Source organism: Curtobacterium sp. MCBA15_012 (assembly GCF_001864935.2).
Taxonomy (GTDB): domain Bacteria; phylum Actinomycetota; class Actinomycetes; order Actinomycetales; family Microbacteriaceae; genus Curtobacterium.
Map to the genome: position 1 here is coordinate 1,128,815 of NZ_CP126267.1, position 15,416 is coordinate 1,144,230.

Annotated in this window: 16 protein-coding genes and 1 tRNA gene; 10 read left to right on the top strand and 7 right to left on the bottom strand. The window is 71.8% G+C overall.

Annotated elements, in window-relative coordinates; all coding sequences use genetic code 11:
- Positions 1-217: 217 nt before the first annotated feature.
- Positions 218-290, top strand: a tRNA-Arg gene (locus tag QOL15_RS05170).
- 61 nt (positions 291-351) lie between these two features.
- Here QOL15_RS05170 and QOL15_RS05175 read toward each other — a convergent pair.
- Together QOL15_RS05175 and QOL15_RS05180 are read right to left on the bottom strand one after the other, a co-directional pair.
- On the bottom strand, positions 352-1,545 hold the full coding sequence (locus tag QOL15_RS05175; protein WP_071245778.1) for a hypothetical protein: 1,194 nt from the start codon (positions 1,543-1,545) through the stop codon (positions 352-354).
- Between the two features lie 75 nt (positions 1,546-1,620).
- The gene (locus tag QOL15_RS05180; RefSeq protein ID WP_083230028.1) at positions 1,621-1,887 is read right to left on the bottom strand and encodes a hypothetical protein; all 267 of its coding nucleotides are present in this window, start codon (positions 1,885-1,887) and stop codon (positions 1,621-1,623) included.
- Between the two features lie 172 nt (positions 1,888-2,059).
- Here QOL15_RS05180 and msrA point away from each other — a divergent pair, with 172 nt between their 5' ends.
- The 5 genes from msrA to QOL15_RS05205 all read left to right on the top strand — a co-directional run bounded on the left by msrA (position 2,060) and on the right by QOL15_RS05205 (position 6,096).
- Entirely contained in the window at positions 2,060-2,587 is a 528-nt protein-coding gene (gene msrA / locus QOL15_RS05185) for a peptide-methionine (S)-S-oxide reductase MsrA (protein ID WP_065960131.1), read from the top strand.
- A gap of 37 nt (positions 2,588-2,624) precedes the next feature.
- Positions 2,625-2,831, top strand: coding sequence for a hypothetical protein (locus QOL15_RS05190; protein WP_065960133.1), 207 nt, complete (start codon positions 2,625-2,627; stop codon positions 2,829-2,831).
- Positions 2,832-2,971: 140 nt separating this feature from the next.
- Positions 2,972-3,634 (top strand): single-stranded DNA-binding protein, encoded by a 663-nt coding sequence (locus tag QOL15_RS05195; RefSeq protein ID WP_065960136.1) that lies wholly within the window; start codon positions 2,972-2,974, stop codon positions 3,632-3,634.
- A 290-nt stretch (positions 3,635-3,924) separates the two neighbouring features.
- Positions 3,925-5,610: an energy-dependent translational throttle protein EttA gene (ettA, locus tag QOL15_RS05200; protein ID WP_065960139.1), complete on the top strand. Its 1,686-nt coding sequence runs from the start codon at positions 3,925-3,927 to the stop codon at positions 5,608-5,610.
- 3 nt (positions 5,611-5,613) lie between these two features.
- A complete protein-coding gene (locus QOL15_RS05205; RefSeq protein ID WP_065960141.1) occupies positions 5,614-6,096 on the top strand; it encodes a thioesterase family protein in 483 nt (160 codons plus the stop codon).
- A 197-nt stretch (positions 6,097-6,293) separates the two neighbouring features.
- Here the strand turns inward: QOL15_RS05205 and QOL15_RS05210 are convergent, their stop codons facing one another.
- Positions 6,294-7,151, bottom strand: a complete 858-nt coding sequence (locus tag QOL15_RS05210) for an acyl-CoA thioesterase II (protein WP_065960143.1) — start codon at positions 7,149-7,151, stop codon at positions 6,294-6,296.
- A 43-nt stretch (positions 7,152-7,194) separates the two neighbouring features.
- Between QOL15_RS05210 and QOL15_RS05215 the strand changes: the two genes are divergently transcribed.
- Together QOL15_RS05215 and QOL15_RS05220 are read left to right on the top strand one after the other, a co-directional pair.
- Positions 7,195-7,896, top strand: a complete 702-nt coding sequence (locus tag QOL15_RS05215; protein ID WP_065960144.1) for a hypothetical protein — start codon at positions 7,195-7,197, stop codon at positions 7,894-7,896.
- 47 nt (positions 7,897-7,943) lie between these two features.
- Positions 7,944-8,786, top strand: coding sequence for an NAD(P)H-binding protein (locus QOL15_RS05220; RefSeq protein WP_071245780.1), 843 nt, complete (start codon positions 7,944-7,946; stop codon positions 8,784-8,786).
- 220 nt (positions 8,787-9,006) lie between these two features.
- On the opposite strand, the gene QOL15_RS05225 is transcribed toward QOL15_RS05220, so the two are convergent.
- From QOL15_RS05225 to pepN, 3 genes are all read right to left on the bottom strand, one after another.
- Positions 9,007-9,411, bottom strand: a complete 405-nt coding sequence (locus tag QOL15_RS05225) for a globin (protein WP_065960262.1) — start codon at positions 9,409-9,411, stop codon at positions 9,007-9,009.
- Between the two features lie 119 nt (positions 9,412-9,530).
- Positions 9,531-10,598: a mechanosensitive ion channel family protein gene (locus tag QOL15_RS05230; RefSeq protein WP_071245782.1), complete on the bottom strand. Its 1,068-nt coding sequence runs from the start codon at positions 10,596-10,598 to the stop codon at positions 9,531-9,533.
- Between the two features lie 84 nt (positions 10,599-10,682).
- The gene (pepN, locus tag QOL15_RS05235; RefSeq protein ID WP_065960150.1) at positions 10,683-13,262 is read right to left on the bottom strand and encodes an aminopeptidase N; all 2,580 of its coding nucleotides are present in this window, start codon (positions 13,260-13,262) and stop codon (positions 10,683-10,685) included.
- Positions 13,263-13,399: 137 nt separating this feature from the next.
- Between pepN and QOL15_RS05240 the strand changes: the two genes are divergently transcribed.
- On the top strand, positions 13,400-14,041 hold the full coding sequence (locus tag QOL15_RS05240; RefSeq protein ID WP_071245785.1) for a DsbA family protein: 642 nt from the start codon (positions 13,400-13,402) through the stop codon (positions 14,039-14,041).
- A gap of 115 nt (positions 14,042-14,156) precedes the next feature.
- Here the strand turns inward: QOL15_RS05240 and QOL15_RS05245 are convergent, their stop codons facing one another.
- Positions 14,157-14,684 carry a GNAT family N-acetyltransferase gene (locus tag QOL15_RS05245; RefSeq protein WP_071245786.1) on the bottom strand — a complete coding sequence of 176 codons (528 nt, stop codon included), beginning with the start codon at positions 14,682-14,684 and terminating at the stop codon, positions 14,157-14,159.
- Here QOL15_RS05245 and QOL15_RS05250 point away from each other — a divergent pair.
- Entirely contained in the window at positions 14,683-15,330 is a 648-nt protein-coding gene (locus tag QOL15_RS05250; protein WP_071245788.1) for a helix-turn-helix domain-containing protein, read from the top strand. The two genes, QOL15_RS05245 and QOL15_RS05250, sit on opposite strands and share 2 nt — an antisense overlap.
- The last annotated feature ends 86 nt before the right edge of the window (positions 15,331-15,416 follow it).

Genomic DNA, 15,416 nt, shown 5'->3' on the forward strand with positions numbered 1-15,416 from the left:
ACGCGGACCGTATCGGCACGGCTGGCAGCGCCGAGTCCCGGCCGCCCGCGTTCTCCGCCGGAGAGGGGGAGCTGCTCGAACGAAGGCCGGTGCCCGCTCGGTTGCATCGCGAGCACCGGACACCGCCGCACCTCCGTACGGTGCGGCTGCGTCGGCCCCCGCTCCCCGGTTTCGTGCAGCGCCTCCGCGGACCTCGGCGGTAGGATCGTCGCCGTCCGCCTCCGTAGCTCAGTGGATAGAGCAGGTGGTTTCTACCCACCGTGCCGCGGGTTCGATTCCTGCCGGGGGCACCGACGACGAGAGGCCGTCATCCCGGGGATGACGGCCTCTCTCGTTCGTGATCGCGGGGACTCAGTCGTCGTCGTCGGCGCGACGACGCAGCTCGCTCGCGCTGATCGGCTGCGTGTAGGGGGAGTCGTCGGTGTCCTCGTGGTCGGCACGGCTCGACGCAGGGTCGCCCACACCGGCGCGATCCGATCCGCCGGTCCCGGTCCCGGTGCCGCCGAAGCCGGGCGTTGCGGCGCGGTTGACGTGCGACTCCGCCGACGTGGGACTCGACACCCGCGTGCCGTCGTCGGTCGAGGCTCGCGACTCGTCGTCGTCGGTCCCACGGGAGCGCGAGGCGAGCGGCGAGCCGAGCGGCGGACGGACCGGAGCACCCGACAACGGCGTCGTCGCACCGTCGCCGTACGCGCGGGTGGCGTTGCCGGAATCGTCACCGATCGGCGTGGTCTCGTCCTGGTCGGAGGAACGCCCCTCCGAGGATCGCTGGTCGCCGGACGCTGCACCGCGGCTCCACGACGGGACGGAACCCTCGCGGGGAGCGGCCGACGATGCTGGGGCCGCAGCCGGCGTGACGGGGGAGGCCGCGCCTCCCGGCTGGGCGGTGGGACGCAGCGAGGTGGTGGTGGGCGCGGGTCGATCCTGCTGGGCGGACGCGGTGCGTGCACCACGGCCGTCGGAACCGCGATCGGCGGTGCCGTCGCGCCGGTCGACCTGGTCGGCGTTCCAGTCCTGCTGGCGCGCGATGAGCTCGGCATCGGGGTCCGGGGAGTCGAACTTCCACCGCTCGAGGTCGGACTTGAACAGCTTGCGAGCGCGGTTCGGGCGGGCCTGCCACTCGAGCATGCGGTCCTGGAGTTCACCGAGGGACTGGCCGGCCTGCGAGGTGAACGTCGACGAGTTCTTCTTGATGTCGGCGATCTCGTGCTGTGCCCAGTCGGCGGCGAGCGGTGCGCCGCTGACGGGGAGCATCCGGAGCCGGAGGTCCGCATCCTCGGCGAGGTGGTCGGCGTATGCACGCTCGTCGTGTCCGAGCGACCCCCAGCGCGCGGCCTTGCGCGCCGCGGAGACGACGGCCGCGACCGCGGCGTACCGGCTCTCGCGCTCGTGCAGCGACACGACCCGCTTGGTCGCCCCTCGGCCGATCAGCGCGGCGATGACGCCGGCCACGACGATGGCGACGAAGGGGATGATCACTCCGGACAGCACCCGCCACCCGTTGTCGGACGACGTCCAGTCGGTCAGCTCGTTCCACCAGTCCATGCGCGAACCCTACTCACGGAACGGTCAGGCTCCGGGGAGGCCGGACGGCGTTCCGCCCGACCCGCGACAGCGCGGTCATCCCCAGCGCAGGCAGTCGACGGCGTCGTCCGCGGACCAGACGTTGGGCAGCTCGACGAAGCGGCGTTCCGTCGCCACGTAGCGGCGCGCGCGGTATGCGGTGCCGCCGGCGACGTCGAGCCGGTCCACGTAGCCGACGATCTCGCCGTTGGCGCGGGTGACCCGGCTGAGGTCGTCCCGCACGTCGAGCACCCGGAGGTCCCCACGGCTCCGCGCGACCGGCGTCGTGCGGAGTCGGAACACGGGTTCGGTGGTGCGCTGCACGGGAGCCTCCAGGTGGTCGTCGTTCGTGGTCTGCTCCGACGGTACGGGCGACCACCGACACGCCGGGCCCCGGGCGGACAGCTGGGGAACAGTGCGGCCGCGCCTGCTGTTGTGGAGGAAGTACACCCCGGTACCGGCTCCGCTCGGAGCCCAGGAAGGTAGGTTGACCCCCATGACGACGTTCGTGCTCGCAGGTGGATGTTTCTGGTGTCTCGACGCCGTGTACCGCACGCTCCAGGGTGTGCAGGACGTGGTGTCCGGGTACGTCGGCGGCGCGACGGAGAACCCGTCGTACGAGGCCGTGTGCACCGGAGCCACCGGCCACGCCGAGGCGGTCGCGGTGACCTTCGACGAGTCGGTCATCCCGGCCGAGGTCATCCTCGACGTCTTCTTCACGCTCCACGACCCGCGCCAGCTCAACCGCCAGGGGGCCGACGTCGGCACCCAGTACCGCTCGGCGATGTTCCCCGCGGACGACGAGCAGCGTGCCCTGTTCGAGCGGGCGATCGAGCGCGCATCGGACATCTGGGACGGCGGCATCGTGACGACGATCGAGCCGCTGGGTACCTTCTACCGTGCGGAGGAGTACCACCAGGACTTCTTCGCGAAGAACCCCGGTCAGGGCTACTGCATGGCGGTGGCGCTGCCCAAGGTGAACAAGGTGCGCAAGGCCTACAGTCAGTACATCCTGGCGTCCTGAGGCACGGGCGTCGGGGCCACGAGGAGGTGGTCGAACGATGATGGACAACACCGGGACCTGGGTGGCGGTCGGACCGGCCGGCGCGGTGGGCAGCATCCACCGCGCGGCGGACGGCTTCCACGTCGAGCTCTACGGACGATCCGGTCCGGGCGGCGGGACGTACCCGTCCCTCGCCTCCGCGAAGGGTGCGGTCCACGCCGCCCTCGGCCCGCTCGCGGAGCGGCCCGAGTTCCGGGCGCACTGACCGCGAACGGTCCGTCGTCGCGGACCACCGGCCTGCAGGCGCGGGGGACTTCTCCTCCACAGGTCACCTCCGAAGACTGACCAGTCACAGATCGAGCCCCGGGGCGCTTCCGCGCCTCGGGGCTCGATCACGATCGACGCATGAACGACACCATCACGGTCTGCGGGATCATCGCCACCGAACCCCGCCACCTCGTCACCGACACCGGCATCGCCATCACGAGCATGCGACTGGCCTCTCCGTCCCGCCGATGGGACCGGTCCACCTCGACCTGGACCAACGGTGCGACCAACTGGTTCACCGTGACCGCGTTCCGGTCGCTCGCCGCCAACGTGTACAAGTCCTTGAAGAAGGGCGACCGCGTCGTCGTCACCGGTCGGGTGCGGATCCGCACGTGGGAGCGGGACGGGCGCGGCGGCACCTCGGTGGAGATCGACGCCGAGGGCATCGGCCACGACCTCGCGTGGGGCATCAGCAACTGGATCCGCGTCCCGCGGCACGCGAGCGAGACCACCGCCGCCCCCGGCACGTCACCGACCGTCGACCCGACCACGGGCGAGGTGCACGGCCACGACGAGGCAGGTGCCGTCGACGGCGCCGAGGCCGACGGCGGACCCGCCCACCGCGAGGACCTGCCCGACCCGGCCGAGGCGGCGGAACACACCGCGGTGGCGCTCGACGGGGAGTTCGCGCCGCCGTCCGCACCGCCCGGCGGCGAGGACCCCGACGACGCCGGGTACCCCGACGGCGGTCTCGGAGCAGCGCCCGGCGTCGACCACCTCACCGGACGTCCGGCGGCCTGATCGGGCGCCGACCCCTCCGGCACCGATCACGCAACCGAGGCCGCTCGCCCGGACTCCGGCCGCCCGGACCCCGGCCGCCCGGCCGCACCCGATCATGCGGGGCGGTCCGGGGGGACCGGGGTGCACGGCCGCGCCCGATCCGGCTGGGCGGTCCGGGCGGCCGGCGGGTCCCGCCACCCGCGAGGCCGCAGTGCTCACGGCGGCCCGGGTCGGGGAGGGCTCGGTGCTCCGCCGGTCGGATCGCGGCACGGGTCCCCGGAGACGCGCCCGATCAGTAGACTGACTCCGATATGGCTGAGTACATCTACCAGATGGTCCGCGCCCGCAAGTCGGTCGGCGACAAGCTGATCCTCGACGACGTCACGATGTCGTTCCTCCCCGGCGCCAAGATCGGCGTCGTCGGGCCGAACGGTGCGGGCAAGTCGACGATCCTCAAGATCATGGCGGGTCTCGACCAGCCGTCCAACGGCGAGGCGAAGCTCTCGCCGGGCTTCACCGTCGGCATCCTCATGCAGGAGCCCGAGCTCGACGAGTCGAAGACCGTCCTCGAGAACGTGCAGGAGGGCGTCGGCGAGATCCACGGCAAGATCACGCGCTTCAACGAGATCTCCGCGCTGATGGCCGAGCCGGACGCCGACTTCGACTCGCTCCTCGCCGAGATGGGCACGCTGCAGGAGGAGATCGACGCGGCTGACGCGTGGGACCTCGACTCGCAGCTCGAGCAGGCGATGGCCGCGCTCCAGTGCCCCCCGGGGGACGAGCTCGTGACCCACCTCTCCGGTGGTGAGAAGCGCCGCGTCGCGCTCTGCAAGCTCCTGCTGCAGAAGCCCGACCTGCTGCTCCTCGACGAGCCCACCAACCACCTCGACGCCGAGTCCGTGCTCTGGCTCGAGCAGCACCTGCAGCAGTACCACGGTGCAGTCCTGGCCGTGACCCACGACCGGTACTTCCTGGACCACGTCGCCCAGTGGATCGCCGAGGTCGACCGCGGCCGTCTCTACCCGTACGAGGGCAACTACTCGACCTACCTCGAGAAGAAGCGTGCCCGTCTCGAGGTCCAGGGCAAGAAGGACGCCAAGCTCGCGAAGCGCCTGTCCTCCGAGCTCGACTGGGTCCGCAGCAACACCAAGGGCCGTCAGGCGAAGTCGAAGGCCCGTCTCGCCCGCTACGAGGAGATGGTGACGGAGGCCGAGCGCACCCGGAAGCTCGACTTCGAGGAGATCGTCATCCCGGTGGGCCCGCGTCTGGGCTCGCAGGTCATCGACGCCGAGAAGCTCCACAAGCAGTTCGGCGACCGCGTCATCATCAGCGACCTGTCCTTCACGCTGCCCCGCAACGGCATCGTCGGCGTCATCGGCCCGAACGGTGTCGGCAAGACGACGCTGTTCAAGACGATCGTCGGCCTCGAGCCCCTCGACGGTGGCACGCTGAAGATCGGCGAGACGGTCGACATCTCCTACGTCGACCAGAGCCGTGGCGGCATCGACCCGAACAAGAACCTGTGGGAGGTCGTGTCCGACGGCCTCGACTACATCCAGGTCGGCAAGACCGAGATCCCGTCGCGTGCCTACGTCTCGCAGTTCGGGTTCAAGGGCCCGGACCAGCAGAAGCGCGCCGGCATCCTCTCCGGTGGTGAGCGCAACCGCCTGAACCTCGCGCTGACGCTCAAGCAGGGCGGCAACCTGCTGCTCCTCGACGAGCCGACGAACGACCTGGACGTCGAGACCCTCGGCAGCCTCGAGAACGCACTCCTCGAGTACCCCGGGTGCGCCGTCGTGATCACCCACGACCGGTGGTTCCTCGACCGCATCGCGACGCACATCCTCGCGTGGGAGGGCCTGAACGAGGACGGTACGCCGAACTGGTACTGGTTCGAGGGCAACTTCGAGGCCTACGAGGAGAACAAGATCGAGCGCCTCGGTGCCGATGCGGCGAAGCCCGGCCGCGCGACGTACCGCAAGCTCACGCGCGACTGACCCGTGGCGAGGCTGCACGTCCCGGTCCGTCTGCGCTGGAGTGACATCGACGCGTACGGCCACGTGAACAACTCCGCGATGCTGCGTCTCCTCGAGGAGGCGCGCATCGCGGGGTTCTGGGGGCACGAACCGTCCGAGGCCGACGGGTCGGGCGAGCTGCCGGATCCGATCATCGACGGCCGCCCGGGTTCCGGGACGATGACGGTGATCGCGGCCCAGCGCCTCGAGTACCTCGCGTCGATCCCGTACCTGCGTCGACCGCTCGACGTGCACCTCTGGATCGGCCGCATCGGTGGTGCGAGCCTCGATGTGTCCTACGAGGTCTGGTCGCCCGCCGGCGTCGAGCCGGCCGTGCTGTACACCCGGGCCACCACGGCCCTGGTCATGGTGGACGCCGAGACGAACCGGCCGCGACGTCTCACCGACGCCGAGCGTGCCGCGTGCGAGCAGTACGCCGAGCCTCCGGTCGAGTTCGCTCGCCCGTAGGTCGCCGCCCGCCGCTCCCGGTCCGGCTTCGGCCCGCCGCAGGCTTCGCGGCCGAGCGCCCGGTCGGCTCCGCACAACGGAAAGCACCTCGCGCCACGGAACGCCGTGGCGCGAGGTGCTTTCCGTTGTGCGCGAGCACGCCGCACCGCGCTATCACGCGCCGGCACCGCGGGCCGGCGCCCACGCGCCCCCGCCGCTCACCGCGGCACGCGCATCATGCCCTCCTGGGCCACCGACGCGAGCAGGCGCCCGTCCCGCGCGAACATCCGCCCGAACGCGAGCCCCCGCCCGCCCTGCGCGCTCGGTGACTCCTGCGCGTACAGCACCCACTCGTCCGCGCGGGCGTCCCGGTGCCACCACATCGCGTGGTCGAGGCTCGCGAGCTTGACGCCCGGCGTGCCCCAGGCCATCCCGTGCCGCCGCATGATCGGCTCGAGCAGGGACAGGTCGCTCGCGTACCCGAGGACCGCGCGGTGCAGCGCCGGCTCGTCGGGCAGCGCACCCTGCACCCGGAACCACACGGCCTGGTGCGCCACGTGCTCGCCCTGCACGTCGACGAACACCGGACCCTCGACGTGCCGCAGGTCGATCGACCGCTCCGCCCACGCCTGCGCGACCGGGTCGTCGATCGGCGCGAGGATCGACGCCGCCGACGGCAGGGTCTCGGGATCGGGGATGTCGACCGGGAACGGGTCCTGGTGCTCGACGCCCTCGTCGGGGCGCTGGAACGACGCGATCATCGAGAAGATCGGCACCCCGCGCTGGTACGCCTGCACGCGTCGTGTGGCGAACGAGCGGCCGTCGTGGATGGTCTCCACGCCGAAGGTGATCGGCACGTCGGTGTCGCCGGGGCGCAGGAAGTACCCGTGCATCGAGTGGATGTCCCGACCCTCGATGGTGTGCTGCGCGGCGACGATGCACTGCGCCAGGACCTGCCCGCCGAAGACCCGGCCGCCGGGCGACCAGTGGCTCGCCCCGGTGAGGATCGTCTCGCCCGTGCTGGCCCCGGTGTCCTGGAGTCGGAGGGTGCTGAGGAAGTCGGGTTCGCCGCGCATCCCCGCAGTCTACGAACGTCGCTCCGGTAGGATCGGCGGTGACATGGGCACCTCGTTCACGCTTCCCGACGCCGCCTCGCTCGGCGACCTCCGCACCTACCTCGGACGGGCTGCCCGCATCGAGGACGGATCCGTCCGGCTCGTCGCCGACTCCGGTGTCCTCGCGGTCTACACGGCGATCCTCTACCCGCTCGGCCTCCTCGACGAGCTGCCGACGGTGCTGGGGCTCCGCACGTTCTCCCTCGCCGGCACGGCCAGCATCGACGCGGTGGTCCCGCTCGCCTCGCTGCAGGAGCGCTTGCGACTGCTGGGCGAGCAGCACGAGGCCGACCGGGCCGAAGGGGCCGACCCGACCCGCGCGACCCCGGTCGAGGTGGAACTGCCGCACGAGGTGCACACCGTGACCTGGGCGGCGATCTCCCCGCCCCGTGGCGGCTGGGTGCCGCTGCCCGACGTCTCCCCGGAGCTCCTCCGCCGGGCAGCCCGTGACGGCATCGCCGAGGTGGCCGACGCGGTCCCCTCGAACGCGGGCGAGGCGATCGTCCGCCGCATCCGTTCCGAGGTCTGGGGCCGTCCGGTGCCCGGCATCGAACACGTCCCGGCCGGTGCCGGGTTCGCGGGGGAGAGCCTCGGGTTCCTCGGGCACGACCCCGTCCGGCTGTTCGAGACCGGCCCGTGGAGCCGCCTCACGACCTCCCGCGGCCACGTGCTCGTGAAGCGTCGCGCCTGGTCCCTGAGCGTCTGAGCTCCTCCGTCCACCACGCCCCAGGGCTGCCGTGGTTGGGTGTCGCCATGCACGTCTTCCTCACCGGCGCCTCCGGCTACATCGGCTCCTGCGTCCTGCGCGCGCTCGTCGCACACGAGCACGAGGTCACCGCCCTCGTCCGGTCCGACCAGAAGGCGCAGGCCGTCCGCGACGCGGGCGGCCGCGCCCTCGTGGGCGACGTGACGGACACCGACGTCGTGCGGCGGCTCGCGCACGAGGCCGACGCCGTGGTCCACACCGCCTCGGCGTCCGGGGTCGACCCCGACTTCACCGCGACCGTCCTCGAGGCGCTCGCGGGCACGCCGAAGCCGTTCGTGCACACGGGCGGCATCTTCACGTTCGGCGCATCGACGACGATCACCGAGGAGTCCCCGGTCGCCCCACCCGCACTGACAGCGTGGCGTGCGCCCATCGAGGCGGCGGTCCGCGCGAGCGAGGTACGCACCACGATCGTCGCGCCGGGCATCGTCTACGGCCGGGGCGCGGGCATCCCGGCGATGTTCGTCGGCGACGGCGAGCACGAGGTGCGGCTGGTCGGCGACGGCTCGCAGCGCTGGACGACGGTGCACATCGACGACCTCGGCGAGCTGTACGTGCTCGCCGTCCACCGCGCGGAGCAGGACGGGTACGTCGTCGCGGCGTCCGGGGACAACCCGACCGTGCGCGAGATCGCCGAGGCGGGCGCGCACGGCTCGCCGGTCGTTGCCGAGGACGTCGACGCGTCGCGGGCGCGGCTCGGGGCCGACTTCGCGGACGCGCTGCTGCTGCACCAGGAGGCCTCCGGGGAGCACGCGCGCTCCGCCTACGGCTGGCACCCGACGCGGCCCTCGCTCGTGGACGACCTGACCGACGGCTCCTACGTGCGCTGAGCGGATCCCTCGCGACCGCGACGAGACGACGGACGGGAGGCGCGGTGCGGGCGCGCACCGCGCCTCCCGTCCGTCACCGGTCGCGTCGACGACGTGAGCCGGTCGACCCGTCGGGTCGCGACGCGAGAGCGGACCCGTCGGGTCGCGACGCGAGAGCGGACCCGTCGGGTCGCGATCCGCGAGCGACCCCTCGGGTCGCCACCCGACACCGGCCCGCAGGTCAGTCGAACGTGTTCGTCATGGCGTGGGCGGCCCGCTCCAGGTAGTCCCACAGCTCGGCCTCGTCGAGCGGTGCGAGGTCGAGCGACCCGACGGCGTCGTGCATGTGGAGCAGCCAGCGCTCGCGGGCCTCGGGCGTGATGCGGAACGGGTTGTGCCGCATCCGGAGCCGCGGGTGTCCGCGTTCCTCGCTGTACGTGCCGGGGCCGCCCCAGTACTGCTGCAGGAAGGCCGACAGACGCCAGATCGCGCCCTCGAGGTCGTCGGCCGGGTACATCGGCCAGATCACGTCGTCGCGCTGGACGCCCTCGTAGAAGCGCCGGACGAGCCGGTCGAACGTCGGAGCGCCCCCGATCCGCTCGTACAGCGAGCCCGTCGCCGACGCCCCGTGCTCCCCGACCCGCAGCGTGATCGGCTGCGCGGGGCCGCCGCCAGCCACGGGCAGGGCGCCGCCGGGGCCGCCGCCGGTGCTCCCGCCCGCCAGGGGCAGGCCGCCGGTTCCTCCGGTCGGGGGCGCGGGCTCGCTCACTGGTGGTCCTTCCCGGCGTCCGGCTCGTCGGTGCGGATCGCGCGTCCGAACAGGTTGCCACGCCTGCCGCGGGACTTCGTCGGCGCGGGCGTCGGCTGGGTCCGGACGGTGCGGAGCCCGTTGATCGAGGTGGCGTTCTCCCAGCCCTCGGGCATGATCATCGCCATCGCGGGGAGCGTCACCCCGAGCTCGTCCACCGAGCGCTTGAGCCGGACACGCAGCTCGCGGCCGACGACGTCGAGCTCGGACGCGCGGGTCTTGACGACGAGCCGGAAGACCATGCCCGCGTCGCTGACCGACTGCAGGCCCCAGATCTCCGGCTTCTCGACGATGCGCTGGCGCCAGCGCGGCTCCTGCGACATCCGGACCGCGGCGGCGAGCAGGGCGTCCTGCACGGCGTCGATGTCGGTGTCGTACGGGACCGTGATGTCCACGAGCACGCGGGACCAGCCCTGCGACAGGTTGCCGACGCGCAGGATCTGCCCGTTCGGGACGAACCACAGGATGCCGTTCACGTCGCGGATCTGCATGACCCGGAGGCCGACGTTCTCGACCACACCGGTGGCGGGGCCGGTGTCGACGACGTCGCCCACACCGGCCTGGTCCTCGAGGATCATGAAGACGCCGGACAGCAGGTCCTTCACGATGCTCTGCGCACCGACCGCGAGGCCCGCCGCGATGAGGGACGCACCACCGACGATGCCGACCGCGGCGTTCGGCAGCACGAGCGGGATGATGATCGCGAGCGCGATGAGCACGACGATGACGGTCGCCAGGTTCTCGAGCACGCTGCCGAGCGTGCGGGTGCGCTGCACGACGCGGGCGGTCTGCACGGGGGAGGCGATGAGGGCCTGGGTGTCGTCGACGTTCTGCCGACGCTTCGCCCCGCTCACCACCCGCGCCACGACGCCCTTGATCGTGTGGCGCAGGAGGAGCCGGACGACGACCGCCGCGAGCAGGGTGATGACGATCACGATCGGCACGTGCCAGGTGTCGACGAACTGGGTGAAGGTGTTCGACATCCACTTGGGGACGTCGTCGGTCGAGGTCGCAGCCAGGTTCATGATCCGATCGATGCTAGAGGGCGGGGCCTCGGCGACCCCTGAGGATCACCGAGGCCCCGCCCGTGCGTGGTCGTCCGACGCAGGTCAGGCGTCGGCCGCCTGGACGCGCAGCGCGCGCTCGGTGCCGGCCAGGTTCTCCGTCACGATGCGGCGGAGCGCCGGGGTCTCCGGGTGCGCCTCGAGCCAGGCCGTCGCGGCGTCGCGGAGCTCGACCGAGGCGAGCGGTGCCGGGTACAGCCCGGTGACGATCGTGTCGGCCATGTGGTAGCTGCGCTCGGCCCAGATGCGGGTGAGCACGTCGAAGTACTTCGCCACGAGCCCCTCGAGCACCACCGGGCTGTTCGTGTGCTGGAAGCCCATCGTCGTCTGGCGCACGATGGCGTTCGGCAGCTCGTCGGAGTCGACCAACGAGGAGAACGCCGCGAGCTTGCCCTCGGCGGTGGGGATCGTCGCACGGGCGCGTGCGGCGGCCTGTTCACCCGACGCGGTCTTGTCGGCGGCCAGCTCGGCGTCGACCTCGGCGTCGCCGGCAGCACCCGCGAGGACCAGGCCCTCGAGCAGCTCCCAGCGCAGGTCGGTGTCGATCTCGAGGCCCGGCAGCGTGACCGACCCGTCGCGGAGGCCCTGCAGGGTCGCGACGTGCTCCGGCGTGGACGCGATCTGCGCGAAGAACTTCACGAACTGGAACTGCGCGTCGGAGCCGGACTCGGCCGAGGACGCCAGCTGCCAGAGCGTGTCGCCCACCGTGCGGACCGTGGCGTCGACCTTCTCCGGCGCCACGTAGTTGCGGGCGGTCAGCAGCAGCTGCGAGAGCGTGGTGCGGATCGTCGTCGACTCGGTCTCGGTCGCGATGTTGCCGAGCACGAGCCGGACGTAGTCGCTCGCGGCGGACTCGGCGTCGCGGGTGGCGTCCCACATCGCACCCCACACGATCGAGCGGGCGAGCGGGTTCGCGATCGCCGCGAGGTGTTCGATCGCGGTGCGGCGGGACTGCTCGTCGAGCCGGATCTTGGCGTACGCCAGGTCGTCGTCGTTGAGGAGCACGAGGTCGCCGCGGTGCACGCCGACGAGCTCGGGGACCTCGGTACGGGCGCCGTCGACGTCGATCTCGACGCGGTGCGCGCGCTCGAGCTTGCCGCCGGCGGACGCGGCGTCGGCACCGAACGGAGCCGTGGCGTCCTGCGTGACGGCGTAGACGCCGATCGCCAGACGGTGCGGACGGAGCGTCGGGTGGTCGGCCGGGGCCTCCTGCAGCACGGCGAAGGACGTGATGACGCCGTCCTCGTCGACCTCGATCTCGGGGCGCAGGGTGTTCACGCCCGCCGTCTCGAGCCAGAGCTTCGACCACTCGGACAGGTCGCGGCCGCTCGTGGCCTCGAGCTCGACGAGCAGGTCGCGGAGCTCGGTGTTCCCGTGGTGGTGCTTCTTGAAGTACGCCGAGACACCGGCGAAGAAGGCGTCGATGCCGACCCACGCGACGAGCTGCTTGAGGACCGAGCCGCCCTTCGCGTACGTGATGCCGTCGAAGTTGACCTGGACGTCCTCGAGGTCGTTGATCGTCGCGACGATCGGGTGCGTCGAGGGGAGCTGGTCCTGGCGGTAGGCCCAGGACTTCTCCATCGCCTGGAACGTGGTCCACGCCTCGGTCCACTCGGTGGCCTCGGCGGTGGCGATGGTCGACGCCCACTCGGCGAACGACTCGTTGAGCCACAGGTCGTTCCACCACTTCATGGTGACGAGGTCGCCGAACCACATGTGCGCGAGCTCGTGCAGGATCGTGACGACCCGGCGCTCCTTGATCGCGTCGGTGACCTTCGACCGGAACACGTAGGTCTCGGTGAAGGTGACCGCGCCGGCGTTCTCCATCGCACCGGCGTTGAACTCCGGCACGAACAGCTGGTCGTACTTCTCGAAGGGGTAGGCGACGTCGAACTTCTCCTCGAAGTACGCGAAGCCCTTCTTCGTGGTCTCGAACACGTACTCGGGGTCGAGGTACTCGGCGAGCGAGCGGCGCGCGAAGACACCGAGCGGGATCGTCCGGCCGTCGCGGCTCGTCAGCTCGTCGCGCACGACCTCGTACGGGCCGGCGACGAGCGCGGTGATGTAGCTCGAGATGCGGGCCGTCGGCGGGAACGCCCACGTGGCGACCTCGCCGTCGACGTGCGGCTCGGGCGTCGGCGCGTTCGAGACGACCTGCCAGCGGGCCGGTGCGGTCACGGTGAAGGTGAACTCGGCCTTGAGGTCGGGCTGCTCGAACACCGCGAACATGCGGCGGGAGTCCGGGACCTCGAACTGCGAGTACAGGTAGACCTCGTCGTCGACGGGGTCGACGAAGCGGTGCAGGCCCTCGCCCGTGTTCGTGTAGAGCGCGTCGGCGACGACGACCAGCTCGTTCTGCTCCTGCAGGTCGGCGAGCTGGATCCGGACGCCGTCGTTCACCGCGGCCACGTCGAGCGCGGTGCCGTTCAGGGTGACCGAGTGCACGGTCTTCGTGATCGCGTCGATGAACGTCGACGCGCCGGGCGTCGCGGTGAACCGGACACGCGTGGTGCTGCCGAAGCTCTCGGCGCCGCGGGTCAGGTCCAGCTCGACGTCGTACGTCTGCACGTCGACGATCGCGGCACGTTCCTGGGCTTCGGTTCTGGTGAGGTTCTCTCCGGGCACGGACGCTCCAACTTCGCTGGCGGCGCGGACGATCGATGTCCGCGGTGTGGGGAGTCCCGGCACGGCGTCGTGCGCCGTCGGGACGATGGGATCAGCCTAGCGAGCGCGCGTACGCTCGCATCGTGACCGAGACGACTGTGGACAACACCGAGACGACCCCGACCGCCGTGGAGTTCTGGTTCGACCCGAACTGCCCCTGGGCCTGGATGACGAGCCGCTGGGTCGGCGAGGTCGCCCGCCACCGGGACCTCGACGTGACGTGGAAGGTGATGAGCCTGTTCGTCCTCAACGAGGACCAGGACATCCCGGACGAGTACCGCGAGCGGATCGTGAAGGGGCAGCTCTACCCGCGCATCGTCACCGCCGCGAAGCTCCGTCACGGCCAGGAGATCGTGAAGCCGCTGTACGACGCGCTCGGCGAGCACGTCCATCACCGCCAGGAGTCCGACCCCGAGCAGGTCGTGCCCGCGGTGCTCCGCGAGCTCGACCTCGAGGCGGACCTGCTCGAGTACGCCTGGACCGACGAGGTCGACCAGGCCGTGCGCGCGAGCCACCAGGACGGCATCGACCGTGTCGGCCAGGACGTCGGCACCCCGGTGATCGCGGTCGAGGGCACCGCCTTCTTCGGTCCGGTCATCTCGCCGGCACCGAAGGGCCAGGAGGCGCTCGACCTCTGGGACGGCGTCGTCGCGGTCGCGAAGGTCCCCGGGTTCTTCGAGCTGAAGCGCTCCCGCACGGTCGGCCCGGTCTTCGACACGGTCGAGCAGCCCGCCGGCTGACCGGCGCGACCCACGGACGGACGGGAGGCGCGGTGCGGACCGGCACCGCGCCTCCCGTCCGTCCCGTGGTCGCGTCGCGACCCGCGCGCGCGTCGCGGGGTCGCGCCGCGGTCCGTCAGTCCAGCTGCAGCCGCATCAGGGTGAGGTCGAGCCACCGGTCGAACTTGCGGCCGACCTCGGGGACCACGGCGACCGTCGCGAAGCCGAGCCGTTCGTGGAGCGCGATCGAGCCGGTGTTCGTGCTGCAGATCCCCGCCACCATGACGTGGCGGTCCTCGCTCCGAGCGCGGGCCACGAGCGCGGCCATGAGCGTGGAGGCGACGCCCCGGCCACGGAGGTCCTCGACGACGTAGACGCTGTGCTCGACGGTGTGCCGGTAGCCCGGGTGCGGCCGCCACTGCGAGTACGTGGCGTAGCCGGCGACGCGGCCGTCGACCTCGGCGACGAGCACGGGCCACCCGTCGCCCTGCCGCTCGGCGAGCCAGCCGTCGAACCACGCGCGCGGGTGCGGGACGTCCTGCCAGATCGCCGTCGAGTGCAGCACGGCGTCGACGTGCAGTGCGTGGACGACGTCGAGGTCTGCCGGGGTGCATTCGCGGACCAGGGCCGGGGCTGCTCCGTCCGTCGCATATGCTGTCGTCATGTCTCAGATCGTAGACGACTCGGCGTCGGCCACGGAACCCGCCGACGTGTCCGAGAACGCCGACGACGCCGCCCAGCGCCACCTGGGGGAGCGGTTGCAGCGCCTCCGGACCGAGCGGCGGTGGAGCCTCACCGAGCTCGCCGAGGAGTCCGGCGTCTCGCGGGCGATGATCAACCGCGTCGAACGCGGGGTGTCGAGCCCGACGGCGACGATCCTCGGGCGGTTGTCCGGCGCGTTCGGGCTCACCGTCTCCCAGCTCCTCGACGAGTCCCTCGAGCACGACGTCCCACGCACGGCCGACCCCGACGCCGCGCGGGGTGTGCAGCGTGGGGCGACCGCGGACTCGTGGACCGACCCGGAGACCGGGTACCGCCGCCGCCCGGTGTCGAGCGCCGCCTTCCCCGCGGACGTCACCGAGGTCCGCCTGCCCGCCGGCCGCGAGGTCGCGTACCCGGCGAGCGCCTACGCCTTCCTGCGGCACTGCATCTGGGTCGTCGACGGGGTGCTCGAGGTCGTCGCGGGCGGTGACGTCACCCGGTTGGCGGCCGGCGACCGCATCGAGCTCGGCGACCCGGCCGACGTCGTGTACCGCAACCCCGGTGACGAGCCGGTCCGGTACGTCGTGGTGGTGGTCCGCGCGGCGTAGCGGCACCGTCGGCACCGGCGGAGCGGCGGCCCGTCGGGCGGTCCGTCGGGCGGCGGAGCTGGCCGCGACGCGGGAATATGATCGGG